The sequence below is a fragment of the Pseudomonas berkeleyensis genome (assembly GCF_014109765.1).
Classification (GTDB): Bacteria; Pseudomonadota; Gammaproteobacteria; order Pseudomonadales; family Pseudomonadaceae; genus Aquipseudomonas; species Aquipseudomonas berkeleyensis.
The window spans coordinates 3,783,520-3,808,697 of record NZ_CP059139.1 but is presented as its reverse complement, the minus strand read 5'-3'; the positions used below and the strand labels follow the sequence as shown (position 1 = coordinate 3,808,697).

General features: G+C 63.4%; 19 protein-coding genes and 1 pseudogene. 16 read left to right on the top strand and 4 right to left on the bottom strand.

Going from position 1 to position 25,178, the window contains the following annotated elements:
• Positions 1–93: 93 nt before the first annotated feature.
• A complete protein-coding gene (locus HS968_RS17605) occupies positions 94–1,647 on the top strand; it encodes a sigma-54-dependent transcriptional regulator (protein WP_182367666.1) in 1,554 nt (517 codons plus the stop codon).
• A 172-nt stretch (positions 1,648–1,819) separates the two neighbouring features.
• Here the strand turns inward: HS968_RS17605 and HS968_RS17600 are convergent, their stop codons facing one another.
• Positions 1,820–2,707, bottom strand: coding sequence for a LysR family transcriptional regulator (locus HS968_RS17600; protein WP_182367663.1), 888 nt, complete (start codon positions 2,705–2,707; stop codon positions 1,820–1,822).
• A 214-nt stretch (positions 2,708–2,921) separates the two neighbouring features.
• Between HS968_RS17600 and HS968_RS17595 the strand changes: the two genes are divergently transcribed.
• The 10 genes and pseudogenes from HS968_RS17595 (at position 2,922) to HS968_RS17555 (ending at position 14,507) form a co-directional block, all read left to right on the top strand.
• Positions 2,922–3,749 (top strand): FAS1-like dehydratase domain-containing protein, encoded by an 828-nt coding sequence (locus HS968_RS17595; protein WP_182367661.1) that lies wholly within the window; start codon positions 2,922–2,924, stop codon positions 3,747–3,749.
• 157 nt (positions 3,750–3,906) lie between these two features.
• The gene (locus HS968_RS17590) at positions 3,907–5,070 is read left to right on the top strand and encodes an acyl-CoA dehydrogenase family protein (protein ID WP_092376736.1); all 1,164 of its coding nucleotides are present in this window, start codon (positions 3,907–3,909) and stop codon (positions 5,068–5,070) included.
• Positions 5,071–5,080: 10 nt separating this feature from the next.
• A complete protein-coding gene (locus HS968_RS17585; RefSeq protein ID WP_182367659.1) occupies positions 5,081–6,430 on the top strand; it encodes an MmgE/PrpD family protein in 1,350 nt (449 codons plus the stop codon).
• Positions 6,431–6,444: 14 nt separating this feature from the next.
• Positions 6,445–7,647 (top strand): CaiB/BaiF CoA transferase family protein, encoded by a 1,203-nt coding sequence (locus tag HS968_RS17580; RefSeq protein WP_182367657.1) that lies wholly within the window; start codon positions 6,445–6,447, stop codon positions 7,645–7,647.
• A 109-nt stretch (positions 7,648–7,756) separates the two neighbouring features.
• Positions 7,757–8,584 (top strand): HpcH/HpaI aldolase/citrate lyase family protein, encoded by an 828-nt coding sequence (locus HS968_RS17575; RefSeq protein WP_182367654.1) that lies wholly within the window; start codon positions 7,757–7,759, stop codon positions 8,582–8,584.
• 72 nt (positions 8,585–8,656) lie between these two features.
• Positions 8,657–9,655 (top strand): TRAP transporter substrate-binding protein, encoded by a 999-nt coding sequence (locus HS968_RS17570; protein WP_182367652.1) that lies wholly within the window; start codon positions 8,657–8,659, stop codon positions 9,653–9,655.
• 186 nt (positions 9,656–9,841) lie between these two features.
• Positions 9,842–11,803 (top strand): acetate--CoA ligase, encoded by a 1,962-nt coding sequence (gene acs / locus HS968_RS17565; RefSeq protein ID WP_182367649.1) that lies wholly within the window; start codon positions 9,842–9,844, stop codon positions 11,801–11,803.
• A gap of 250 nt (positions 11,804–12,053) precedes the next feature.
• Positions 12,054–12,782: pseudogene (locus tag HS968_RS26790) on the top strand (CHASE3 domain-containing protein); the annotation flags it as partial.
• Between the two features lie 39 nt (positions 12,783–12,821).
• The gene (locus tag HS968_RS26785) at positions 12,822–13,685 is read left to right on the top strand and encodes a methyl-accepting chemotaxis protein (RefSeq protein WP_407681664.1); all 864 of its coding nucleotides are present in this window, start codon (positions 12,822–12,824) and stop codon (positions 13,683–13,685) included.
• Positions 13,686–13,727: 42 nt separating this feature from the next.
• Positions 13,728–14,507 (top strand): EAL domain-containing protein, encoded by a 780-nt coding sequence (locus HS968_RS17555; RefSeq protein WP_182367643.1) that lies wholly within the window; start codon positions 13,728–13,730, stop codon positions 14,505–14,507.
• Between the two features lie 342 nt (positions 14,508–14,849).
• On the opposite strand, the gene HS968_RS17550 is transcribed toward HS968_RS17555, so the two are convergent.
• Positions 14,850–15,527 carry a DUF4197 domain-containing protein gene (locus HS968_RS17550; RefSeq protein ID WP_119692916.1) on the bottom strand — a complete coding sequence of 226 codons (678 nt, stop codon included), beginning with the start codon at positions 15,525–15,527 and terminating at the stop codon, positions 14,850–14,852.
• Positions 15,528–15,644: 117 nt separating this feature from the next.
• On the opposite strand from HS968_RS17550, the gene HS968_RS17545 reads away from it, so the two are divergent.
• Positions 15,645–16,046: a hypothetical protein gene (locus HS968_RS17545; RefSeq protein ID WP_182367641.1), complete on the top strand. Its 402-nt coding sequence runs from the start codon at positions 15,645–15,647 to the stop codon at positions 16,044–16,046.
• A 4-nt stretch (positions 16,047–16,050) separates the two neighbouring features.
• Here the strand turns inward: HS968_RS17545 and HS968_RS17540 are convergent, their stop codons facing one another.
• Complete coding sequence (locus HS968_RS17540) at positions 16,051–16,320, bottom strand: hypothetical protein (protein ID WP_182367639.1); 270 nt, start codon at positions 16,318–16,320, stop codon at positions 16,051–16,053.
• Positions 16,317–17,258 (bottom strand): LysR family transcriptional regulator, encoded by a 942-nt coding sequence (locus HS968_RS17535; protein WP_182367637.1) that lies wholly within the window; start codon positions 17,256–17,258, stop codon positions 16,317–16,319. Before HS968_RS17535 ends, HS968_RS17540 begins: the two co-directional genes overlap by 4 nt.
• Positions 17,259–17,446: 188 nt before the next feature.
• Here HS968_RS17535 and HS968_RS17530 point away from each other — a divergent pair, with 188 nt between their 5' ends.
• The 4 genes from HS968_RS17530 to HS968_RS17515 are packed head-to-tail and all read left to right on the top strand — an operon-like array spanning position 17,447 to position 24,886.
• Complete coding sequence (locus HS968_RS17530; RefSeq protein WP_182367635.1) at positions 17,447–18,223, top strand: response regulator transcription factor; 777 nt, start codon at positions 17,447–17,449, stop codon at positions 18,221–18,223.
• Complete coding sequence (locus HS968_RS17525) at positions 18,220–20,595, top strand: hybrid sensor histidine kinase/response regulator (RefSeq protein WP_182367633.1); 2,376 nt, start codon at positions 18,220–18,222, stop codon at positions 20,593–20,595. Before HS968_RS17530 ends, HS968_RS17525 begins: the two co-directional genes overlap by 4 nt.
• Positions 20,592–22,535 (top strand): sensor histidine kinase, encoded by a 1,944-nt coding sequence (locus HS968_RS17520; protein ID WP_182367630.1) that lies wholly within the window; start codon positions 20,592–20,594, stop codon positions 22,533–22,535. Before HS968_RS17525 ends, HS968_RS17520 begins: the two co-directional genes overlap by 4 nt.
• Positions 22,532–24,886, top strand: coding sequence for a TonB-dependent receptor (locus HS968_RS17515; protein WP_182367627.1), 2,355 nt, complete (start codon positions 22,532–22,534; stop codon positions 24,884–24,886). The genes HS968_RS17520 and HS968_RS17515 overlap by 4 nt, the downstream gene beginning before the upstream one ends.
• The last annotated feature ends 292 nt before the right edge of the window (positions 24,887–25,178 follow it).

The following is a 25,178-nucleotide window of genomic DNA, read 5'->3' as shown; positions in this document are numbered from 1 at the left end:
GCTAATCTGTCACATATTCTTGACGGAAAATTCGCAGCCACGGTCGATTGCTCGCCTTGGCGGCCCATAACAAGACCGATAAGAGCCTGCGCCATGCGTATCAAGATCCACTGCCAGAACCGTGTCGGCATCCTGCGCGACATCCTCGAACTGCTGGTCGACTACGGCATCAACGTGGCACGCGGCGAAGTCGGGGGCGAGCAGGGCAACGCCATCTACCTGCATTGCCCGAACCTGATCAACCTGCAGTTCCAGGCGCTGCGCCCGAAGCTGGAGGCCATTGCCGGGGTGTTTGGCGTCAAACGTGTTGGCCTGATGCCCAGCGAGCGCCGTCACCTAGAGCTCAATGCTTTGCTCGGCGCCCTGGATTTCCCGGTGCTGTCCATCGACATGGGCGGTTCCATCGTCGCGGCCAATCGCAGTGCTGCGCAGTTGCTCGGCGTGCGTGTTGACGAGGTGCCGGGAATTCCGCTCTCGCGCTACGCCGAGGAATTCGACCTGCCCGAGCTGGTGCGGGCCAACAAGGCGCGGATCAACGGCTTGCGCGTGCAGATCAAGGGCGACGTGTTTCTTGCCGATATCGCACCGCTGCAAAGTGAGCATGACGAGAGCGAGGCACTGGCTGGTGCGGTGCTCACCCTGCACCGGGCTGATCGTGTCGGTGAGCGCATCTACCACGTGCGCAAGCAGGAGCTGCGCGGTTTCGATTCGATCTTCCAGAGCTCCAAGGTGATGGCCGCGGTGGTGCGTGAGGCGCGGCGCATGGCGCCGCTGGATGCACCGCTGTTGATCGAGGGCGAAACCGGTACGGGCAAGGAGCTGCTGGCGCGCGCCTGCCACCTGGCCAGCCCGCGTGGGCAATCACCGTTCATGGCGCTCAACTGTGCCGGCCTGCCGGAGTCGATGGCCGAGACCGAGCTGTTCGGCTACGGCCCTGGGGCCTTCGAGGGCGCGCGTCCGGAAGGCAAGCTCGGCCTGTTGGAGCTGACCGCAGGCGGCACGCTGTTTCTCGATGGCGTCGGTGAGATGAGCCCGCGCATGCAGGCCAAGCTGCTGCGTTTTCTGCAGGATGGTTGCTTCCGCCGCGTGGGCAGCGACGAGGAGGTGTACCTGGACGTGCGAGTGATCTGCGCCACCCAGGTGGACTTGTCCGAACTGTGCGCACGTGGCGAATTTCGCCAGGATCTCTACCACCGTCTCAACGTGCTCAGCCTGCATATCCCGCCGTTGCGCGAATGCCTCGATGGCCTGGCGCCGCTGGTCGATCACTTCCTTGATTCGGCCAGCCGGCAGATCGGTTGCAGTCTGCCGAAGCTGGCGCCGCAGGCCTTCGAACGCATGGCGCATTACCACTGGCCGGGCAATGTGCGGCAACTGGAGAACGTGCTGTTCCAGGCCGTATCGCTGTGCGACGGCGGTACGGTGAAGGTCGAGCATATTCGCCTGCCGGATTACGGCGCACCGCAGCCTCTGGGTGAATTCTCGGTGGAAGGCAGCCTCGACGATATTCTCGGGCGCTTCGAAAAGGCTGTGCTGGAGCGCCTGTATCACGAGCACCCGAGCAGCCGCCAATTGGGCAAGCGGCTCGGGGTTTCCCATACCACCATCGCCAACAAGCTGCGTCAGCATGGGTTGGGCAAGGAATAGCAGCGACCTACGACCTTGGTGCAATAGGCAGGGCAGGCACCTGCAGCGACACTGAGGCCGTCCCAATGATCCTGCGTGATTTGGGTGCAAGCGTTTCCGCATTCCTCCCCTGGAATGCCTTGAATGGGCGGGCGACCAATTTGGTCGCCCTTTTTTTGCCTGTCGGTTCTGCCTAGACGCCCTGGTTCAGCCGCTCGATCAGCGCGCGCACGCTACCTGGCAGCGCGTCCAGTTCACGCACCAGCATGCTGCGTTCGCGCACCGCCCAGGCTTCGTCCAGTTGCAGGGTCGCCAGTTGCATGGTGCGGCTGTGCCGCAATGCCGATGACTCGGGAATGATGCCGATGCCCACACCGGCCTCGACCATCCGGCAGATCGCCTCGAAGCTTGAAACCTGAATTCTCAGCGCCAGGCTGCCACCGAGCTTTTCCACCTGTTCGCGCAAAAAGCTCAGCAGGGTGCTGCCTTCGTGCAGGCCGATATGCTGATAGGCGAGGGTGTCGGCGAAACTCACCGACTTGTGATGCGCCAGCGCATGGCCCAGTGGCACGGCCAGCACCAGGCGGTCGGTGCTGAAGTGCAGCACTTGCAGGCCGGGCGCCTGCACCGGGCCGGCGATGATGCCGAGATCTGCTGCACCATCGAGTACGCCACGCACGATGTCGCGGCTGAGGCGCTCCTGCAGGTCGACGGTGACGCCGGGGCGTTCGGCGAGAAAGCCGGCCAGCACCTCGGGGAGGAATTCGGTCACCGCCGTGGTGTTGGCGAAGATGCGCATATGCCCGGCGGCATCGGTGCCGTATTCGGTGAATTCGCTTTTCAGGTAGTCCACCTGGCGCATGATCAGCCGTGCATGTTGCAGCAGGCGCTGGCCGGCCGGCGTCAGCTCGACACCGCGACTGTCGCGATACAACAGACGACTGCCGAGCTGGCTTTCCAGTGCCTTGATCCGTGCGCTGGCGGCGGCCGGTGAGAGGAACGCCTTGCGTGCACCTTGAGTCAGGCTGGGCGACTCGGCGATATGGATGAACAGGCGCAGGTCGGCAAGATCGAAGTGCATGGGTTCCTCTGCTTCTGTGGGAGGGGCCGGGCGGCGATCCGCTTTAGCCGCGACGCCCTGGCTTCCCCGGAAAACATCGCGGCTAAAGCCCCTCCCACATAGAAATATGGCGTTCAGAATATCCGAACGCTGGGTTAAATAAATGCGGATTCTATGAACGCTCGTCAGCGTTGCATGCTTCGGCTCACACAAGAACGAGCTGGAACCTGCCCCCATGAGTGACTCTGCTGTTTCTGCCTGGATCGGTCGTAGCGAAGAGGCTCACGACCAACTCAGTCGCAATCTGGTCAAGCGCATTGCCGCCACCCTCGGCGAAGCCACACCGGCGCATGGCGAGGCGCTGCCGCCGCTGTGGCATTGGGCCTTCTTTCAGGAGCCGTTGAGCGAGAACCAACTGGGCGAGGACGGGCATCCGGCACGCGGAGGCTTCCTGCCGCCAGCGGACAATCGCAACCGCATGTGGGCTGGCGGTCGTGTCGAGTTCTTCCAGCCGCTGCGCGTGGGCGGCGAAGCCAGCCGGGTATCGACCATCAAGCACATCGAGGAAAAGCACGGGCGCACCGGCGCGCTGCTGTTCGTCACCGTGCAGCACGACTACCTGCAGGACGGCCAACTTGCCATTCGCGAAGAGCAGGACATCGTCTACCGCGAGCCCAGCCCACCCAAGGCCAGCAGTGGCGAGCCGCTGGTGGCGGGCGATTGGCGCGAGGCGGTGACGCCGTCCAGCATCCTGCTGTTTCGCTACAGCGCGGTGACCTTCAACGGGCATCGCATTCATTACGACTGGCCCTACGGCACCGAAACCGAAGGCTACGGCGGTCTTGTCGTGCACGGCCCGCTGATCGCCACGCTGAACCTGCGCGCCTTCTGCCGTGCCAACCCCGAGGCACGTCTGCGCCGCTTCGCCTACCGCGGCCTGCGTCCGCTGATCTCGCCGCAACCCTTCGAGGTGGGCGGGCGTCTGCTGGGCGAAGGCCAGGCCGAGCTGTGGGCCGGCAACGAAGCCGGCCTGGCACAACGCGCCGACGTGCAATTCGACTGATTTTGTAGGGCGGACTCAGGAGCCTAAGCGAACAGTTCGCCGACTGAGGTGAGCCCAACACCAAGCGGCGTACTGCTTCCGAGCGGCCGGCGTCCCGGTACGCCCTACGTTTGGTACCCGAGCAGACATATGCCACACATGATTCCGAGGAAGACCGATGAACCACAACAATAACGAAGAACTCAACGCCATCCGCGAAGGCGTGCGTGCCCTGTGCGCGGAATTTCCCGCCGAATACTGGCGCAAGATCGATGAGGAGAAGGGCTTCCCCGAAGCCTTCGTCACCGCCATGACCGAAGCCGGCTGGCTGTCGGCGATGATCCCGGAAGAGTACGGCGGCTCGGGTCTGGGCCTGGCCGAAGCGTCGGTGATCCTCGAGGAGGTCAACCACTGCGGCGGTAACTCCGGCACCATCCACGGGCAGATGTACAACATGTTCACCCTGCTGCGTAACGGCAGCGAGGAGCAGAAGCGCTACTACCTGCCCAAGCTGGCCAGCGGCGAGCTGCGCCTGCAATCGATGGGCGTCACCGAGCCGACCACCGGCACCGACACCACCAAGATCAAGACCACCGCCGTGCGTCAGGGCGACAAGTACGTGATCAACGGCCAGAAGGTGTGGATCTCGCGCGTTCAGCATTCCGATCTGATGATCCTGCTGGCGCGCACCACGCCGCTGGCCGAGGTGCAGCGCAAGTCCGAGGGCATGTCGATCTTCCTGGTCGACCTGCGCGAAGCCATCGGCAACGGCCTGACCGTGCAGCCGATCGCCAACATGGTCAACCACGAGACCAACGAGCTGTTCTTCGACAACCTGGAAATCCCCGCCAGCAGCCTGATCGGCGAGGAGGGCAAGGGTTTTCGCTACATCCTCGACGGCCTCAATGCCGAACGCACGCTGATCGCTGCCGAGTGCATCGGCGACGGCCGCTGGTTCATCGAGAAGTCCGCGCAGTACGCCCGTGATCGCGTGGTGTTCGGTCGGCCCATCGGGCAGAACCAGGGCGTGCAGTTCCCCATCGCCGAGGCGCATATCGAGATCGAGGCCGCCGACCTGATGCGCTGGCGCGCCTGCGAGGAATACGACGCCGGGCGCAACGCCGGAGCGGCAGCGAACATGGCCAAGTACCTGGCGGCCAAAGCCAGCTGGGAGGCGGCCAACGCCTGCTTGCAGACCCACGGTGGCTTCGGTTTTGCCAACGAATACGACGTCGAGCGCAAGTTCCGCGAGACCCGCCTGTACCAGGTGGCACCGATCTCCACCAACCTGATTCTGAGCTACGTGGCTGAGCATCTGCTCGAACTGCCACGTTCGTTCTGAGGTGCCCGTCATGAGCCATACCCAAGTCCTGGCAAGCTTCCTCGCCGAACTTTCCTACGAACAGCTCCCCGAGCACGTACTGGAACGCACCGAAGATCTGTTCCTCGATTGGCTCGGTTCGGCCCTGGCCAGTGAAGGTGCAAGGCCGATCCCGCTGTTCGAGGCCTATGCGCAGAAGATGGGACCGGCCGCTGGCCCGGCGCGCATTCTGGTCAACGGCCGCGGCACTTCGGCCTACTTTGCCGCCCTGGTCAACGGCGCGTCGTCCCATCTGGTGGAGCAGGACGACCTGCACAACAGCTCAGTGCTGCACCCGGCCACCGTGGTGTTCCCGGCGGCCCTGGCGGCGGCGCAGGATCTCGGCAAGTCCGGTCGCGAGCTGCTGCTGGCCTCGGTGGCCGGCTACGAGGCGGGCATTCGCATCGGCGAATTCCTCGGCCGTTCGCACTACCGCATCTTCCACACTACCGCGACGGTCGGCACCCTGGCTGCCGCCGTGGCGGTGGGCAAGCTGCTGGACTTCGACCGGCAGCAGTTCATTCACCTGCTCGGCAACGCCGGCACTCAGGCTGCTGGGCTGTGGGAATTCCTGCGTGACGCCGCCGACTCCAAGCAGCTGCACACCGCCAAGGCGGCCGCCGATGGCCTGCTGGCCGCCTACTTCACCGAGCAGGGCCTGACTGGTGCGCAGAACATTCTCGAAGGCGAGCAGGGCATGGCTGCCGGCATGTCGAGCGATGCCGATCCAGCGGCGTTGTCCGACCGTCTTGGTCGCCGCTGGGCGCTGGTGGAGACCTCGTTCAAGTACCACGCCTCCTGCCGTCACACCCATCCGGCTGCCGACGCGCTGCTGGCGCTGATGCAGCGCGAGAAGCTGCGTCACGGCGATATCGCCAGGGTCATCACCCATGTGCACCAGGGCGCCATCGACGTGCTCGGCCGCGTGCAGGTGCCGCAGACCGTGCACCAGGCCAAGTTCTCTATGGGTACGGTGCTCGGCCTGATCGCCGTGCATGGTAAGGCGCAGCTCACCGAGTTCGAGAACCTGGCGCTTAACGACGATGACGTCGCCGAGTTTCGCGACAAGGTCAGCATGCGTCTCGACCCCGAGGTGGACAACGCCTACCCGGCGCGCTGGCTGGGCCGGGTCGAGGTGGTCACGGTCGATGGTCGCCCCCTGCGCGGCGCCATCGACGAGCCCAAGGGCGACCCCGGCAATACCCTCAGCCGCACCGAGCTGGAAGACAAATTCCGCCGCCTGCTGGCCTTCGCCGGCAAACGCAGCAGTGATGAGGCGGGCGAGCTGATCGCCAAGGTCTGGCGTCTGCGCGAGACCGATGACCTGAGCCAACTGGCCTGATCGAGGACATGGACATGAACAACGCACAACAACCCCGGCCACTGGATGGCATCACCGTGGTCAGCCTGGAGCACGCCATCGCCGCGCCGTTCTGCACCCGCCAGCTCGCCGACCTCGGCGCGCGGGTGATCAAGGTCGAGCGTCCCGGCAGTGGCGACTTCGCCCGTGGTTATGACGAGCGCGTCAACGGCTTGGCCTCGCACTTCGTCTGGACCAACCGTTCCAAGGAAAGCCTGACCCTCGACCTCAAGCAGGACGACGCCATGCAGGTGCTCGGCAGCCTGCTGGCCGATGCCGACGTGCTGGTGCAGAACCTCGCGCCCGGCGCGGCGGCACGCATGGGCCTGTCGTTCGAGGCGTTGCACGAGCGCTTTCCCCAGTTGATCGTCTGCGACATCTCCGGCTACGGCGAAGGTGGCCCGTACGAGCAGAAGAAGGCCTACGACCTGCTGATCCAGAGCGAGGGCGGTTTTCTTTCCGTCACCGGCGGGCCGGGCGAGGAGGAGATGGCCAAGGCCGGCTGTTCCATCGCCGATATCGCCGCCGGCATGTACGCCTACACCGGCGTGCTGTCGGCGCTGATGTTGCGCGGCAAGACTGGCGTCGGTAGTCGCGTCGACGTGTCGATGCTGGAAAGTCTGGTGGAGTGGATGGGCTACCCGCTGTACTACGCCTACGACGGCGCCACGCCACCACCGCGTGCCGGGGCCGCGCACTCGACCATCTATCCCTACGGTCCGTTCCCGGCTGGCGACGGCGGCACGGTGATGCTCGGTTTGCAGAACGAACGCGAATGGCAGGCGTTCTGCGCCAAGGTGCTGGAGCAGCCGGAACTGGCTGGTGACGAGCGCTTTTCCGCCAACTTCAAGCGTTCGGCCAACCGCGCCGAGCTGCGCGCGATCATCGTCGAATCCTTCGCCAAGTTGAGCGCAGCGCAGGTCATCGAGCGCCTGGAGCAGGCGCAGATCGCCAATGCCCAGGTCAACGACATGGCCGGCGTCTGGGCTCACCCACAACTCGAAGCTCGCCAGCGCTGGCGCCAGGTCGACAGCCCCAGTGGTCGTCTACCGGCGTTGCTGCCACCGGGGCGCAACAGCGCCTTCGAACCGCGCATGGACGCCGTGCCTGCGCTGGGTCAGCACACCGATGCGCTGCTCGCCGAGCTGGGTTACGCCGCCAGTGACATCCAGCGCCTGCATGAACAGGGGGCGATATGAACTCGCCTGTTTGCGGATTCAATCCGGTTGCGTGTCGCTGCGTAGGGTGCGCTGTGCGCACCGATGAACCCAGAAGCTGGTGCGCACGGCGCACCCTACGGGGCAAGGTATGAATTCACAGATAATCCGCAGTGCCCTGTTCGTGCCGGCGAGCCGGCCCGAGCGCATTCCCAAAGCGCTCGCCGTCGGTGCCGATGCGGTCATCGTCGACCTTGAAGATGCCGTGCAGGAAAGCCTGAAGGTCGAGGCTCGGGCCAATCTCGATACCTTTCTCAGCAGCAATCCCGAGGCGCGACTGCTGGTGCGGATCAACGCGCCGGAACATGCCGGGCACGCTGCCGACATCGAGTTATGTGGCCGTCATGCTGGTGTCATCGGCGTGTTGCTGCCCAAGGTGGAGTGCGCTGCTCAGGTGGCGCGCGTGGCGGCCTGTGGCAAGCCGGTATGGCCGATCATCGAGAGTGCTGCGGGACTGCTGGAGCTGCCTTCCATCGCCCGCGCCAACGGCGTCGAGCGGTTGTCCTTCGGCGCTCTCGATCTGGGCCTCGACCTGGGGCTGAGCAGTGGTAGCGTCGCCGCTGAACGCATCCTCGACCAGGCTCGTTACGCCTTGCTGCTGCACTCGCGCACGGCCGCTCTGGCGGCGCCGTTGGACAGCGTGTTCCCGGCCATCGAAGACCGCGAGGGGCTCACTCGCACTGCGCGTGATGCCCGTGACATGGGCTTCGACGGCCTGCTGTGCATTCACCCGACGCAGGTCGACACCATCCATCGCGCCCTCTGCCCGGCGCCAGAGGAACTGGACTGGGCACGGCGAGTGATGGCGGCTGCCAGCAGCGGCGAGGGCGTATTCGTGGTCGACGGCCAGATGGTCGATGCCCCGGTGCTTGGTCGTGCCCGTCGCTTGCTGCAACGCGCGGGAGAGTCTCCCGCCTGAAAACCGGTCGGGCGATCACGTCCGGCCACCCTCCACCCACGTACCGACCTACAAAAACAATGAGGTAACGTCATGTTCAAACTCACCGCCAAGGCGCTGTTGTGCGCTGCATTCCTGACCGCCGGCGCTTCCTTGTATGCCGCCGAAGGCCAACCCATCGTCATCAAGTTCGCCCATGTGGTGGCCGAGCACACGCCCAAGGGACAGGGCGCGCTGATCTTCAAGAAACTCGCCGAAGAACGCCTGCCGGGCAAGGTCAAGGTCGAGGTCTACCCCAACTCGTCGCTGTTCGGTGACGGCAAGGAAATGGAAGCGCTGCTGCTCGGTGACGTGCACATGCTGGCGCCGTCGCTGGCCAAGTTCGAGCACTACGCCAAGCCGATCCAGATCTTCGATCTGCCGTTCCTGTTCGACAACATGGAGGCGGTCGACCGCTTCCAGGCCAGCGCCGAAGGCAAGGCGCTGCTGGCCAGCATGGAGGGCAAGGGCATCACCGGCCTGGCCTACTGGCACAACGGCCTGAAGCAGCTCTCGTCGAACAAGCCGATGCACGAACCCAAGGATGCGCGTGGCATGAAGTTCCGCGTGCAGGCCTCGGCGGTGCTCGACGAGCAGTTCAAGGCACTGCGCGCCGCGCCGCGCAAGATGAGCTTCGCTGAGGTCTACCAGGGCCTGCAGACCGGCGTGGTCAACGGCACCGAGAACACCTGGTCGAACTACTACAGCCAGAAGGTGCATGAGGTGCAGCCGTACTTCACTGCTTCCGATCATGGCCTGATCGACTACATGGTGATCACCAACACCAAGTTCTGGAAAGGCCTGCCGGACGATGTGCGCGCCGAGCTGGAATCGATCATGGTCGAAGTGACCGCCGAGGTGAACCGTCAGGCTGACGACCTCAACAAGGAAGCACGTGCCGCCATCGTCAAGGCTGGCACCAGCGAGATCATCGAGCTGACGCCCGAGCAGCGCGAGCAATGGCGCGAAGCCATGCGCCCGGTGTGGAAGAAGTTCGAGAAGGATATCGGCGCCGAGCTGATCCAGGCGGCCGAAGCGGCGAATCGCGGTTGACGCGTGGGTAATTCGGTCACGCCTGCCATGGCGCGGTGGTCTGTCCATTGAGGGCAATCCAGCCGAACCACAGGCCACCTCAAGACCATGGTCTTAGACCGGTAAGACCATGGTCGAATGGCCTCACGAAGGGTTGGGAGATACAAAAGGCAGCATAGAAAAACAACTACCGGAGAGGTTTCCCCGATGAGTGCTGCGTCCCTGTATCCCGTGCGTCCCGAGGTGGCTGCCCGAACCCTGACCGACGAGGCCACCTACAAGGCCATGTACCAGCAGTCGGTGGTCAACCCCGAAGGCTTCTGGCGCGAGCAAGGCAAGCGCATCGACTGGATCAAGCCTTACACCAAGGTCAAGCAAACCTCTTTCGACGACCACCATGTCGACATCAAGTGGTACGCCGACGGCACCCTGAACGTCTCCTACAACTGCCTCGACCGTCACCTGGAAGAGCGCGGCGACCAGATCGCGATCATCTGGGAAGGTGACGACCCGTCCGAGCACAAGGAAATCACCTACCGCGAGCTGCACGAACAAGTGAGCAAGTTCGCCAACGCCCTGCGTGGCCAGGACGTTCACCGCGGCGATGTGGTGACCATCTACATGCCGATGATCCCCGAGGCGGCCGTGGCCATGTTGGCCTGTGCCCGTATCGGCGCCATCCACTCGGTGGTGTTCGGCGGCTTCTCCCCGGAAGCGCTGGCCGGTCGCATCATCGACTGCAAGTCCAAGGTGGTGATCACTGCCGACGAGGGTGTGCGCGGTGGCAAGAAGGTACCGCTGAAGGCCAACGTCGACGACGCGCTGACCAACCCGGAAACCAGCAGCGTGCAGAAGATCATCGTGGTCAACCGCACCGGTGGCAGCATCAAGTGGAACCAGCACCGCGACATCTGGTACGAAGACCTGATGAAGGTCGCTGGCAGCGTCTGCGCACCGAAGGAAATGGGCGCCGAAGAAGCCCTGTTCATCCTCTACACCTCCGGCTCCACCGGCAAGCCCAAGGGCGTGCTGCACACCACTGGCGGCTACCTGACCTACGCTTCGCTGACCCATGAGCGCGTGTTCGACTACCGCCCGGGCGAAGTCTTCTGGTGCACCGCCGACATCGGCTGGGTCACCGGCCACACCTACCTGATCTACGGGCCGCTCTCCAACGGCGCCACCACCGTGATGTTCGAAGGCGTGCCGAACTACCCGGACGTCACCCGCGTGGCGAAGATCATCGACAAGCACAAGGTCAACATCCTCTACACCGCACCGACTGCCATTCGCGCCATGATGGCCGAAGGTAAGGCTGCCGTGGCCGGTGCCGATGGTTCCAGCCTGCGCCTGCTCGGTTCGGTGGGCGAGCCGATCAACCCCGAAGCCTGGCAGTGGTACTACGAGAACGTCGGTCAGAGCCGCTGCCCGATCGTCGATACCTGGTGGCAGACTGAAACCGGTGCCTGCCTGATGACCCCGCTGCCGGGTGCTCACCCGATGAAACCGGGTTCCGCTGCCCGTCCGTTCTTCGGTGTACAGCCGGCTCTGGTGGACAACCTGGGCAACATCATCGAAGGCGCTGCCGAAGGCAACCTGGTGATCATCGATTCCTGGCCGGGTCAGGCACGTACCCTGTACGGCGATCACGATCGCTTCGTCGACACCTACTTCAAGACCTTCCGTGGCATGTATTTCACCGGTGACGGTGCGCGCCGCGACGAAGATGGCTACTGGTGGATCACCGGCCGCGTCGATGACGTACTCAACGTCTCCGGCCACCGCATGGGCACCGCCGAAATCGAGAGCGCCATGGTCGCCCACCCAAAAGTGGCCGAGGCCGCAGTGGTGGGTGTGCCACACGACATCAAAGGCCAGGGCATCTACGTCTACGTGACCCTGAATGCGGGCGAGGAGTCCTCCGAGCAACTGCGTCAGGAACTGCGTAACTGGGTGCGCAAGGAAATCGGCCCGATCGCCACGCCGGATGTGATCCAGTGGGCGCCGGGGCTGCCGAAGACTCGTTCGGGCAAGATCATGCGCCGTATCCTGCGCAAGATCGCTACCGCCGAATACGATTCCCTCGGCGACATCTCCACGCTGGCCGATCCTGGCGTGGTGCAGCACCTCATCGACACGCATCGCCAGATGCAAGCCGCCTGCGCCTGATCGGCAACGGCACACCAAAGCCCCGCCCGGCCACAAGCCCGGCGGGGCTTTTCATTTCCTGCTTTTGATTAATCCTATATTTAAGTTGTACATAAATAGTTATTTGTACAATTTTCCGCAGTATGCATAATGTCGCTGTGCCACCTCATGGCATGCATCTCTCCTGTTTCAGTGTTTAGCGTGCCTTGGCCTGTGTGCCGAGGTCGTTGGATTCCTGCGCCTGTCCATTTCCTCAGCTCAGAGGTCTTCGATGTTTGCCAATCTCAGCATGTCTCAGAAGTTGTATGCGGGTTTCGGTCTCGTCCTGTTGGTCATCGTCGGGCTCGTGCTTTCAACATGGCGAGGCTTCGATCAGGTCGACAGCACGGTGAAAAAGAACATCCACACCTATAACGTGATCAATGAGTCAGCCTCCTTGCTGGTCAGCCTGATCAACATCGAGACCGGCATGCGGGGGTTCGCACTGACCGGGCGTGAGCAGTTCCTCGCACCCCTGACCGCTGGCGAGAGCAGTTTCCAGACGCATTTCGCGCAATTGCGTCAACTGACTCGTGACAACCCGGCGCAGCAGCGCCGCCTCGATCAGTTGCAGGCGCTGCATGACCAGTGGTTGCGCGAGGACATCGACAGCAGTGTCGAACTGCGTCGCCAGGTGTCGAGCGGTGCCAGGGGCCTGGATGCCGTCGTCGAGCAGATCGCTGCCGGCCATGACAAGGCGAAGATGGACGCCATGCGGCAGTTGCTGGACGATATCCGTGGGGAAGAAAGCGCGCTGCTCGAACAACGCACCGTGGCCATGAACAGCGCCAAGTCGATGTCGCTCACCATCCTTCTGCTCGGCGGACTGTTGGCCACGGTGCTTTCCGTCGGGGTGGCGCTCGCCATGTCGCGCAGTATTGCCGGGCGTCTGCAGCAGGTGGTCGAAGTCGCTCGCAGGGTCGCCGATGGCCGTCTCGATTCGAAGATCGAGCAGGCAGGGCGCGATGAAATTGGCGTGCTGCTCGATGCCTTCATCACCATGCAGGATCGCCTGCGCGAAATGATCGGGCAGATTCGCTCTGGTGCCGAGCAACTGGTGGCGTCGGCGCAAAACATTTCCAGTGCGTCCACGCAGCTGTCGGTATCGACTCAGGAGCAGTCGCATGCGGCCTCCAGCATGGCGGCCACGGTCGAGGAACTGACGGTCAGCATCAACCATGTCGCCGACAACGCCAACGAGGCTCACGGCCTGTCGAGCGAGTCGGGAAGGCAGTCGGCCGAGGGCGGTACGGTGATCCAGAGTACGCTGTCGAGCATGCAGCGCATCGCCGACACGGTGCAGGGAGCGGCGGCGCAGATCGCCGAGTTGGGCCAGCATTCGGATCAGATTTCCTCCATCGTCAACGTGATCAAGGAAATCGCCGACCAGACCAATCTGCTCGCGCTCAACGCCGCCATCGAGGCTGCGCGTGCCGGTGAGCAGGGACGTGGTTTCGCCGTGGTGGCGGATGAGGTGCGCCTGCTGGCGCAGCGCACCGCCAACTCCACGCAGGAGATCACCGAGATGATCAAGAAGATCCAGACCGGTACGCGCAATGCGGTGGGCAACATGGAGGTCGGCGTGCAGCAGGTCAGTAGCGGGGTGGAGCAGGCCAATCAGGCCGGCGACGCAATCGTCACCATCCGTGCGGCCTCCGAGCGCGTGGTCGGTGTGGTCGATCAGATCTCCCTGGCTCTACGCGAGCAGACGGTGGCCAGCCAGGACGTGGCGCGCAACGTCGAGCGCATCGCGCAGATGTCGATGCAGAACAGCGAGGCCGTGGCCGATACCGCACGCACGGCAAGGGATCTGCAGCAGCTGGCCCTGTCCCTGGAAAGACAGGTGGATCACTTCAAGCTCTGATTCGTCAGCAGCCGGCGTCTTCTCCTGATCAGGAACCGTTCAATGGACATTGTCAGCCAGAGCATCTTCCCTGAACCCTTTCGTGCGGTTGGCTGTGCCGAGTGCCATAAGCCCGCAGCGCTGGGGTTCGATTTCACCATGGCGTTCCAGTTGATCCTGGATGTCGAGGAGCAGCGGCCGTTCGCTTACGAGGCGCTGGTACGCGGGCTCAATGGCGAGTCTGCGGGGGAGATACTCGGGCGGGTCAACGACGGCAATCGCTATCGCTTCGATCAGGCGTGCCGGGTCAAGGCCATCGAACTGGCGGCGCACCTCGGCCTGCACAGGATTCCCGACTGCCTGCTCAGCATCAATTTTCTGCCCAATGCGATCTATCGTGCCGAGACCTGCATTAGCGCCACCCTGGAAGCCGCCAGGCGCTTCGATTTCCCGCGTGAGCGGTTGATGTTCGAGGTGACCGAGGGCGAGCAGATTCACGATGCCGAGCACCTCAAACGAATCTTCACCGAATATGGGCGACAGGGTTTCACTACCGCCATCGATGACTTCGGCGCGGGTTACTCAGGGCTCAACCTGCTGGCGGCTTTCCAGCCGCACGTTCTCAAGCTGGACATGCTGCTGACCCGTGGCATCGACCATGATCCGGTGCGCCAGGCCATAGTCGCCGGGATCGTGCTGGTCGCTCGACGCCTGGGCATTCGAATCATTGCCGAAGGCATCGAGACCCCAGGGGAGCGTGATGCGCTGAGCGAGCTGGGTATTCGTTACATGCAGGGCTACCTGTTCGCGCGTCCCCAGCTTGCTCTGGTCGGTCAGCACTGAGGCAAGCTTGTTCGTCTTGCCGGTATCGCGCTTCAGCAGACATGAAAACGCCCCGTCGGCGAGGGGCCGAACGGGGCGTTCGCACTGCGTGGCTCAGTCTTAGAACCCGTTCACGATCTCGCGAGCTAGAGCCATACAACACCGATGGCGATCCCGCAAAAACAGGTGAGGAACGGTCGGAGTCGCGCTCGACTTTACAAGCGGTAAATGAGCAGTACTCACTTCGTTCGCCCTTCGGGCCGCGCTAAAGCGCGTTAGCTGCAAGCAGCTTCCGACCGGGCTGGCGCTCCAGCCTGTTTTTAACGCAGTAGGGCCGACGCGCAGCAGATCGTGAACTGGTTCTTACAAAGCGCCGAACACCTTCTTCGCCAGGCTGGTGGCGGCTGCGGCCGGGTTCTCACGGATGCTGGCTTCCTGCTTGGCGATCATCTCGAACAGGCCATTGAGCGCCTGCTCGGTGACGTAGCCTTCGGCCGTGGCGTTCTTCGCGTCGCCTACACCGAAACTGGCGGCCTGGCTGGCAAAGGCGTTGTACTGCTGGGCCAGGCCGACCTTGTCGGTGGCCTGCTTGACGATGGGCAGGAACTTGGCACGAATCTGCTCGCGGCTGCTCTTGTTCAGGTACTGCGTGGCGGAATCATTGCCGCCGCTGAGAATCGCCTTGGCGTCAGCCACGGTCATCTTCTTCACGGCATCGACCAGCAGCGCCTGGGCTTGTGGCACGGCGGCTTCGGCGGCCTTGTTCATGCTCTCTTCGAGCTGATCGACCTGGGCGCCCATGCCCATCATCTTCATGGTCTTGGCGGCTTTGCCGAGTTTGCCCGGCAACTCGATGCGCACGTCCGGGTTGTTGCTGAAACCGCCGGGAGCGCCCAACTGCTTGACGGCCACCTGGGCGCCCTGGATCAGCGCGTCTTTCAGGCCGCCACTGGCGTCCTGCTGGCTCAGGTCGGAGAGGGACAGGGCGAAGACGTTGGCCGAGAGCAGCAGGCCAGCGGCGAACGTGGTGAGGCGCAACATGGTGTTCATCCTTGCATCGGGGGGGAATAGCGTCAGCTTAACGGAGTCTGCCGCACTGGCAAGCCAGCCGATAGGCGTGGATGGGCAGCGCCTGCGGCGATGGCTATGATCAGGGCCATGAATTCTCCGCTGCCCATACGAAATTCCTGCCCGCCGGGTGCCTGTGACTGTCAACGCGATGAGCTGTTGGCCAGGCCGGGCGCCGACACACGTGTGTTGCTGTTGACTCGCAACGAGGAGCAGCGCCTGCTCGAGCGTCTGGAAAACCTGCAAAGTCTTGAAGACCTCGAACGCATGCAGCAGCGTATGTTCGAAAACCTGGGCATTCGCCTGCATATCGAACCCGCGTATGGCGAGGTACGCAGCATGCGCGGCATTCACATGCGCTTCGATGCGCATCCTGGTTTGTGTCGCAAGACGCGGCAGAGCATCCCGGCGGCGATCCGCCGGGCCATGGAGAAGCGCCCGGAAATCGCCTGGCGTCTGCTCGACGCCAATGACCTGTTCAGCGGCCTGTGAGCGTTCAGCCCTGTCTGGCTTTGTGCAATGCCAGGCGATAGGCCTCGACCAGCTCCTGCAGCAGGGCATTGGCCATGTCCGACTGTTCCGGACTCGGCTGGCTTCTGAGCAGCTTGCTCAGGCGAGCGGCCTGGTATTCGGCGGCGGCTTGATGCTGGCAGGGTTCATCGCGGCGAGGCAAAGGCAGCGCAAAGCCCTGGCGGGGCAGCGCATGACGCCTGACGGGTAGGCTCACTGTCGGCAGAGGTTGTAGATAAGGGCGTTTGTAGTTCATCGGTCTCGCTCTCCAGGCGCGGCTTCGAAGAGCAGGCTGATGCCTTGGCGTTCCTTGCTGATCAGCCGCTGGCGCATGTGTTCGATCAATTGACGGGCTGTCGAGGTGATCCCTTTGTGCGGCGGAGTAAGGGCATGCAGGATCGTTGGGCAGAGTTGCTCGCTGAGACAGGCACGTTGCAGGCGCTGCTCGATCAGATCCTCGCTGCAGGCATAGAGCGGTACGCATGCCAGCCCCAGGCCGGCTCGGGCCGCCTTGAGCAGGGTATTGGTGTTATCGGCCAGCAGCGCCGGCTGATGGATATCGCGCAGGCCGGCTTGCAGCTTCCAGGGCCGTGGCAGGGTGTTGGTGCCAAGCGTCAGCAGGTGTTCGTCACCCACCTCGTCGAGGTGTTTCGGGTTGCCAAGCCGGGCGAGCAAGGCTGGCGTGCCGACGATCACCATGGTCAGCTCGGCAAGCGGCCGGGCCACCAGGGTGCTGCTGTCGGTGGGCACCTCATCGAGGCTCAATGCCAGATCCAGGCGCTGGGCGGCGAGATCCAGCGAGCCGTCTTCCAATGTCAGGGCGAACTGCACACTGGGGTGGCTGCGCTGGAAGCTGGCCATGGTATTGAGCGTCCACTCCGATAATGAGCTGGGCGCCGCCAGACGGATCAGGCCGCTGGCCGTGTTGTTGGTTTCCAGTGCACAGAGCAGCGCCGCTTCCATGGCGTTGATCATGTCCAGGGCGTGGCGATAGATCTGCTCGCCGATGGTGGTCATGGCGAACAGCCGGGTGTTGCGATTGAGCAGTTGCACGTTGAGCGCACGTTCCAGTTGGGCGATGCGCCGACTCAAGCTGGACTTGGCCACGCCAGTGCGATCAGCCGCTCCAGAGAAGCTGCCGGCCTCGACCACCTGCACGAACCAATAGAGATCACCCAGCATCCTGGCGGCCATGTTGGTCTGCAGTTGCTGTTTTCGGTACGTAGTGTTCGATCCGTGTGAACGGTCATTCATTCAGCTTCCCCCGGCAATGCGCTATCTTATGCGCCGCTCCGAACACGGGCTTTTGCTGGAGCGGACGAAGGTTTTGCTTGAGGGGATTGCTACCGGTTTCCTCACACCTGGAAGGGAAACGAGTAGTCATGTTCGCAAGCAAAGAAGCCGTTCAGAGTCCGTTGATTCTGGTGATCGACGATATGCCGGAAGCGCTGCAAACGCTGCTGCAGCAAATTCGTGCCCAGGGCTGGCGTCTATCGCTGGCCAGCGAAGCCCGGCAGGGGCTGCAACGTGCCCTGGCTCTGCGCCCCGATCTCATCGTGCTCGATGTGCGCATGCCGCAGATGGATGGCTTCACCCTATGCCGTCTGCTGCGCGAGGCACCGGCCACGCGCAATACGCCGATCATCTTCCTGACCTCGGCCGGTAGCCTCGAAGAGCGCCTCGAAGGCCTGGAGATGGGCGGCGTCGACTACGTGCTCAAGCCTTTCGAAGCCGCCGAGGTCATGGCGCGCATTCGCATTCACCTGCAGCTGTCGCGTACCGGACAGCCGCAGGGGGCGATCGACAATCCGCTCGAGCCGGTGGATGAAGAGGTAGTGATTCTGCAGGCTGCGATGCGCCTGATCGCGCAGAACCTGGCGGATCTGCCTTCGCTGGCCGAGATCGCCCGCAAGGTCGGCACTCATGACAAGCGTCTATCGGCGATCTTCCGTCAGCATCTGCAAACCACTGTCTTTGCTTACGTCCGCGAGGCACGCCTGCGCAAGGGCCAGGAGTTGTTGACTAGTAGTGGCATGAGCGTGCAGGACATCGCCGAGCTGATCGGCTTTCGCAGCGCCTGTAACTTCACCACGGCGTTCCGTGAGCGTCAGGGCATGACGCCCAGCCAATTTCGCCAGCAGATGCGAGAGCCGAGTTGAGCGGGGCGCTGCCCAACTGGAGCAGTTGTCTACTGCTTGCGCTGTTGCTGATGCTTATGCAACAGGCGCTGGCGGCAGATGGCAGGCCGTCCTGCCATCTCGACGGTGATGTGCCGATCCGGGTGTTGGAGGACGCCTCCCGCGAGCTGGGCGTGGAACGGGTGCTGGCTGCAGACGAACAGGATTTCTGGAGCCTGCCGCCAGGCTCTTTTCCGATCGAGTTCAGTCACTCGGCCTTCTGGTTGCGATTCACCCTCAGCGCCCCTGCGGATGCCTCCTGTTCCAACTGGTTGAGCGTAGGCGAGCCCCGGCTCAACGATGTACAGGTCTATGTGCGGCGTGGCGACGAGATGAATCGGATGCACGCCGGACGCGACTATCCCATCGAGCAATGGCCGACCCGCACACGTACTCCACTGTTTCCGTTGATGCTGGAGGAGGGCGAGCAGGTCGAGGTGCTGGCGAGGGTGACGACTCGCGGCGTGCTGATGATTCAGCCGCGCCTGTGGGGCGAGCTGGAATTGCTGCAGAACAGCCCGCAACTGTACATGGCGGACGGCCTGGTTTTCGGCATCGTGCTGCTGATCGTGCCGTTCAGCCTGATCGTCGGCTTGCAGATTCGTTCCGGGCTGCTGGTGATCAACGCCCTGGCGATCCTCGCTTACGTGATGCTGGCGTGCATCGCCAATGGCTACCTGTTCTACCTGCCTGCGCTGCTGCCCTACGGTAGCGAAGTCAGCAGCCTGATGGGCTGTACGGCCCTGCTGTTGTTCATGTCGTACCTGTATGTGCTGTTCAAGGTGCGGCAGATGTCCGGATTCTGGCGTACGCTGCTCATGATCAGCGCGCTGCTGCTCGGAGGCCTGCTGTTGTCGGGGGTGCTGCTCGACTACACCGTCACCCGCGGCCTGTTTAGTGAGTTGCGCTGGGTATTCTACGTGCTGGTGCCGCTGCTCTGCCTGGCCGCCTGGCACAGTGGCCTGCGGCCGAGCTGGCTGGCCTGGTCGCTGAGTGGTTTCTTTACCCTGCAGGCACTGGCGCGTTATGTCTTCGGCATCAGCGATGCCGCGTGGCAGTACGGCGAGGACTCTCTCGGGCTGGCCTCCAGCCTGCCCGGTGTGCTGTTGCTGGTTTGCACCCTGATCATGGAGTTTGCCCATAGCCGGCGCCGCGAGCGCCTGGCCCTGGCCGAGTTGGATGCCCAGCGCAACGCCGAGCACGAGCGTCTGGAAAACACTGTGGAGCGGCGTACCGAGCAGTTGCGCGAATCCTTGCGTGCGCGTAGTTCGCTGTTGGCACGCATCACTCATGATCTGCGTTCGCCGCTGTCGAGCATTATCGACTATGCCCGCCTGCTGCGTGCCGAGACCCGTCAGGATTATCCGCAGAAGATCGAGCGCAATGCGCGCCGTCAGCTGGAGCTGATCGACGAGCTGCTGGAGTTCTCGCGCAGTGAATTGCAACAGCAGGAACTGGTGTTGGCGCCCGGCTACCTGTACGGCTTTCTGAGTGAGATCGAGGACGAGGCGCGCTTCTTCGCTCAGCGCCAGGGCAATCAGTTGCACTGTCAGTTCGGTGTCGATCTGCCGCCGCTGGTGCAGGCCGATTTCCGCCGCCTGCGGCGGATTTTGGTCAACCTGCTGGCCAATGCCGGCAAGTTCACGCACCAGGGCCGGATCGATTTCAGCGTGAGCTTGGTCAGGGCCGAAGTTGATGAAGTGGAGCTGTCTTTCAGCGTCAGCGATACTGGCATCGGTATTCATCCGGAAGATCGTGAACATTTGCTGCAGCCCTTCAGCCGCGGGCGCAATGCCAGGCGCTACGAGGGCAGCGGTTTGGGGTTGTCGATCGTCAATCAACTCCTGGAGCAGATGGGTAGCGAGTTGCTGATCGATACGCGACCGGGACACGGCAGCTGCTTCTCCTTCCACCTGCTGCTGGCGACTGCCGATGAGCACGAACTCGACGTGGTGATGGAAGAGAGCCGCGGCATTGCCATCCGTGGCGAAGACCGTCGTGTGCTGATCGTCGATGACACCGAGCAGAACCGCGAAAGCATCAGCGATCTGCTCGGTGGCTATGGCTTCGATACCTTCGTCGCCGAAGACGGCGCCCAGGCTCTGCTGGCGCTCGAAGAGACGGCCTTCGACCTGTTGATCACCGATCAGATGATGCCGGTGATGGACGGCTGGCAGTTGCTGTCGGCGGTTCGCACGTCGTATCCAGCGCTACCGGTATTGTTGTACTCCGCAGCGCCGCCTCTGCGCCCAGCATCCTGCAGCCCGGCCTTGGCCTTCGATGCCGCGCTGCTGAAACCTGCCGATGGCGGCGAGTTGCTCGAACAGATAGCCAGGTTGCTGGACACGGCATGATGCGTCTGGCGCTGCTGTTCGTCCTGCTGGTTGTCAGTGAGATGGCCGTAGCCACGGTATGTGCCGATCAATCACCTGCGCGCCTCGAGCACCTGGCAGCGTTCGAGGATCGTGGCGCGCAATTGCGTCTGGAGCAGATTCTGGCTTTGCCGGATCAGGCTTTCAGCAACCTCGAACAGGGCTATCTGTTCGCCAATTACACCCATTCTGCGTATTGGGTGCGCTTCTCCCTGGCCGATGTGGCGAGCCGCGAGTGCATGCGCTGGCTGACGGTGGGCGATCCGCGCCTGAACGATATTCAGGTGTTCATCCAGCGCGCTGGCCAATGGCAGCGCATGCATGCCGGCAGTGCCTATCCCGCCGAGGAGTGGCCGGTACTGGCGCGCCAGCCGAGTTTCCCCCTGTACGCCGAGGACGACGGTAGGGTGTTGATTCGCGCGACGAGCCGCTCGGCGCTGATCGTCGAACCTATCCTGTGGTCATCGCAGGCGATGCTCATGCAGCGTCAGATCAGTGCGTTGGTCGATGGCCTGAGCCTGGGGATCGTGTTGCTGGTGGTGCCTTTCAGCCTGATCGTAGGCGCCATCATGCGCTCGCCCTTGTTGCTCGCGCACGCGGCAACCGTGCTCAGCTATATCGTCGTGACCTGTGTGCTGAACGGCTATCTGACCCATTGGCCGGCGTTGCTGCCGTGGAGCGACGTGATCCGTTCGCTGGTCAGCGTGATCAGCTTCGCCTGCTTCCTGGGCTATGCCCGCGTGCTGCTGCAGGTGCGTCATCTGCCGCGCTACTGGGGGGTGTTGTACGGCGCTTTGCTGGTGCTGTTCATCGGCAGCCATCTGTGGACGCTCTTGCTAGATCACGCGCAGGGCGGCGCCTTCACCGATCTGCTCAGACGCTTCACCGTCTACCTGCTGATGCCGCTGACCTTGCTGGTCGCCTGGTACCGCGGGGTATCGCTGATCTGGATGGCCTGGGCCGTGCCGCTGCTGTATCTGGTGCAGTTCTTCATGCGCTACGTGCTGCAGGCTGACCAGGTGATCTGGCAGTCGCGCCAGGATTTTTTCAGCCTCTCCTCCATCGTTCCGGGGGTGGTGATGCTGACCTGTACGCTGCTCACCGAGCTTTACCGCAGCCGCAAGCGAGCGATGCGGGCGCGCAGCGAACTTGAGGATCTGCGTCAGGCGGAACAGGGCCGGCTGGAAGGCATGGTGCAACGCCGTACCGAGCAGTTGAGCGAGTCTCTACGGGCACGTGGGGCGATGCTGGCACGCATCACTCATGACCTGCGCACGCCATTGCTGGATATCGTCGACTATGCGTGGCGTCTGGTCGCCGAGAGTCGCCATGACTATCCACAGCGGATCGCACGCAGTGCTCACCGCCAATTGGCGTTGATCGACGAGTTGCTGGAGTTCTCCCACAGCGAGCAGCCACAGCATGAGGTGCCGGGTGATCTGCACCTCTTCCTGCGGGAGATCGCGGAGGAGGTGGAGCCGCTGGCTCGGCGGCAAGCCAACGATTTTGAGCTGCACCTGGCGACGGATGTACCGCAGCAGGTGAGTGCCGATTTCCGGCGCCTGCGCACGGTGTTGCTGAACTTGCTGGGCAATGCCGCCAAGTTCACCCGTGACGGTCGCATCCAGCTACATGTGAGCTGCCTGCCGCGTGGTGTTGCTGGGCTAAGCCTGCAACTGCAGGTGGCAGATACGGGGCCGGGCATACACCCTGACGACCAGCAGCGCCTGCTGCAACCTTTCGAGCGAGGCGCGGGAGTCGAGGCAGTCGAGGGCAGTGGCCTTGGTCTGGCCATCGTCACTCAGGCGTTGCAGGCCATGGGCAGCGCCCTGCAGGTACAGAGCGACGGCGTGTCAGGTAGCCGCTTCAGCTTTGAGCTGAACCTGGCGCTGCCGGGCGAGCGAGTGGAGGCTCTGGCATGAGGCGTCTGTGGCCGTGCTGGCCCGGCCTGCTGGCGTTGCTCGGCAGCACGGCACTGGCGCAGGTGGCCGGCGAGGAGCCGGCGCTGCTACAACTCGATGACCTCAGCGTCAATGCCCGCCAGCGCCCGGAGAAGGCTGGCGACGTGCCCATCGCGATCAGCGTGATCGAGGGGCGGCAACTCGACGAGGCAGGGCTGATGCGCGCCAGTGAGCTACCGGAGCGAGTACCTGGCCTGTCGCTGGCCGCACCCAATGCGCGGCAGGCCAGCTACGCCATACGTGGGCTGGGTTCGAGCGGCTACAACGATGGGCTGGACGGCAGTGTTGGGGTGTTCGTCGACGGGGTTTACCTGGGGCGACCGGGTATGTCCCTCGGCACTCTCTTCGACCTTGAGCGTGTCGAGGTGCTGCGTGGCCCGCAGGGCACCCTGTATGGCAAGAACAGCACCGCCGGCACGCTGAATTTCTACAGTCGCCTGCCCACCTTCCATCCTCAGGCCAACGGCGAGGTGACGATAGGCGAAGACGGACTGCGCCGCTATCGCGGGGTACTGTCTGGCGAACTGGTAGAGGGCGTACTGGCAGGGCGGCTGTCCGGCTACGACAGCCAGCGTGAGGCGGCGGTCGACAATCTTCATCCAGGCGTTTCATCGCGTGAGCGTGATGAGCAGGGGCTGCGCGGCCAGTTGCTGTGGCAGCCGGACGAGCGGTTCAGTGCACGGCTGATTCTCGATCACGACCAGCGCCGCGAAAATGTCGCCCTGGCAGCCAGCAACTACAGCCGGGCGACCGTGCAACGCAGCGCCTATGTGGGTTATGCACTGCCGCCAATCGACCCCTACGCCCGCGAGGTCGATCATGACCGGGAAAGTTTCGCCGATGTGCGGCAGAACGGTATTTCGCTGGAGTTGAACCGCTACTGGGACGACGGCACCACGCTGACCAGCATCAGCGCCTATCGCGATTGGCGTTACGACACCCGGCTGGATGCCGATGGCACCGGCCTGGCGGTCGCAGCCGGCAGTGCCGACCTGAAGCACTGGCAGTTCAGCCAGGAACTGCGCCTGGCCGGTTCGCTCCATGAGCAACTCGACTATGTGGCCGGGCTCTACTACCTGAGGCAGAACCTGGCGCGTGACATCGGCGTGGGTTTCGGTGGCGATGCGGCGGCGTTCTTCCTGGGTGATCGGCCCGAGCTGAACCAGCCGCCGTTCGGCTCCCTGCCGCCAAGCGTCATCCCGGCGTCTTTGCTCGAAGGCGCCCAGCAACATCTCGACAGCGAGCAGCGCAGCGAGAGCCGCGCCCTGTTCGGCCAACTGACCTGGCACCTTACGCCGCGCCTGGCAGTCACTCCAGGCCTGCGCTACACCCATGAACGCAAGCGTGCCTGGCTGTCGCGCACGGTCTCCAACCTGGCGCCGCTGGTGTCCAACCCGCTCGACCCGCTGGATCCCTTGTGGCAGTGGGGCGGCCCGCTGCTGCGCCAGGTGGCGCTGGGTGGGGACTACTATCGACGCGACGCTATCGACGAGCACAATCTGTCTGGCCACCTGAGCATCAGCTACCGCTTCAACGATGACCTGCTCGGCTACGCGAGTTGGTCACGTGGCTACAAGGCTGGGGGCATCAACCTCGATGTGACCAGCCGCTATGCACAACCCACCTTCGCTGCCGAGCGAGCCACGTCGCTGGAGGTCGGCCTCAAGCAGTGGTTGTGGAACGAGCGCGCTTGGTTGGATCTTGCGATGTACCAGACCGATGTCGACGACTACCAGGCACTGACCAACAGCCCGCCGGCCGATGCGTTCTCCCCGCCGCTGCGCGACAACCTGATCAATGTCGGCCAGGTTCGCCTGCGTGGTGTCGAACTGGACGGCCGTCTGCGCGCCAGCGAACAGATCGAACTGCGACTGGGCGTCGCTTACAGCGATGCCCGCTACCGGGACTTCGCCAACGCGCCCTGTGCACCGCAAAGCCAGAGCTGGACATGCGATCTGAGCGGGCAGCGGCTGTTCAATGCGCCGCGCTGGGGTGTCACGGCTGGTCTCGATTATCGCCAGCCGCTGGAGCAGGGCCTGGCCGTCTTCGCGGGGCTCGATTACAGCTTGCGCAGTGCATCGCAGGGCACTCTGGAAGGTGGTGCCGGCAGCCAGCAGCCGACTTATGCGCTCACCCATCTGCGCTTCGGTCTTGGCCGCAGCGATGGTGGTTGGGAACTTGAGCTATGGGTTCGCAATCTGTTTGACAGGCAGTACATCACCGCCGTGCGTGGTCAGCTCGGTTCTGGCGACTACGGGGTGGTGGTCGGCGAGGCCAGGCAGCTCGGTACCACCTTGAGAGTGGCCTACTGAGCTCCCTCGCGCAGGCGCTCCGGCAAAACTTCCGTCCCGCCTTTTTTGCGTCCAACCTACTGTTTTAAAAGTACTTTTCACGAATCAGTGATTGGTCTCGATCTTTGCCAGAGAGGATCGGGGTTGCGCACGCAGCAACGCTACTTCCCGCTCCGCTGCCTTGTTCGCGGACTCCCCATCGCGAAACTTGCGCCCTCATTTGGGAGCTGTGGATTCGCCTGCCGATTCGTCGTTCGCCTCGACCGAGAATGTCGAGAGCATGACGTGCTTAGCACGCTGAACGACTGAATCG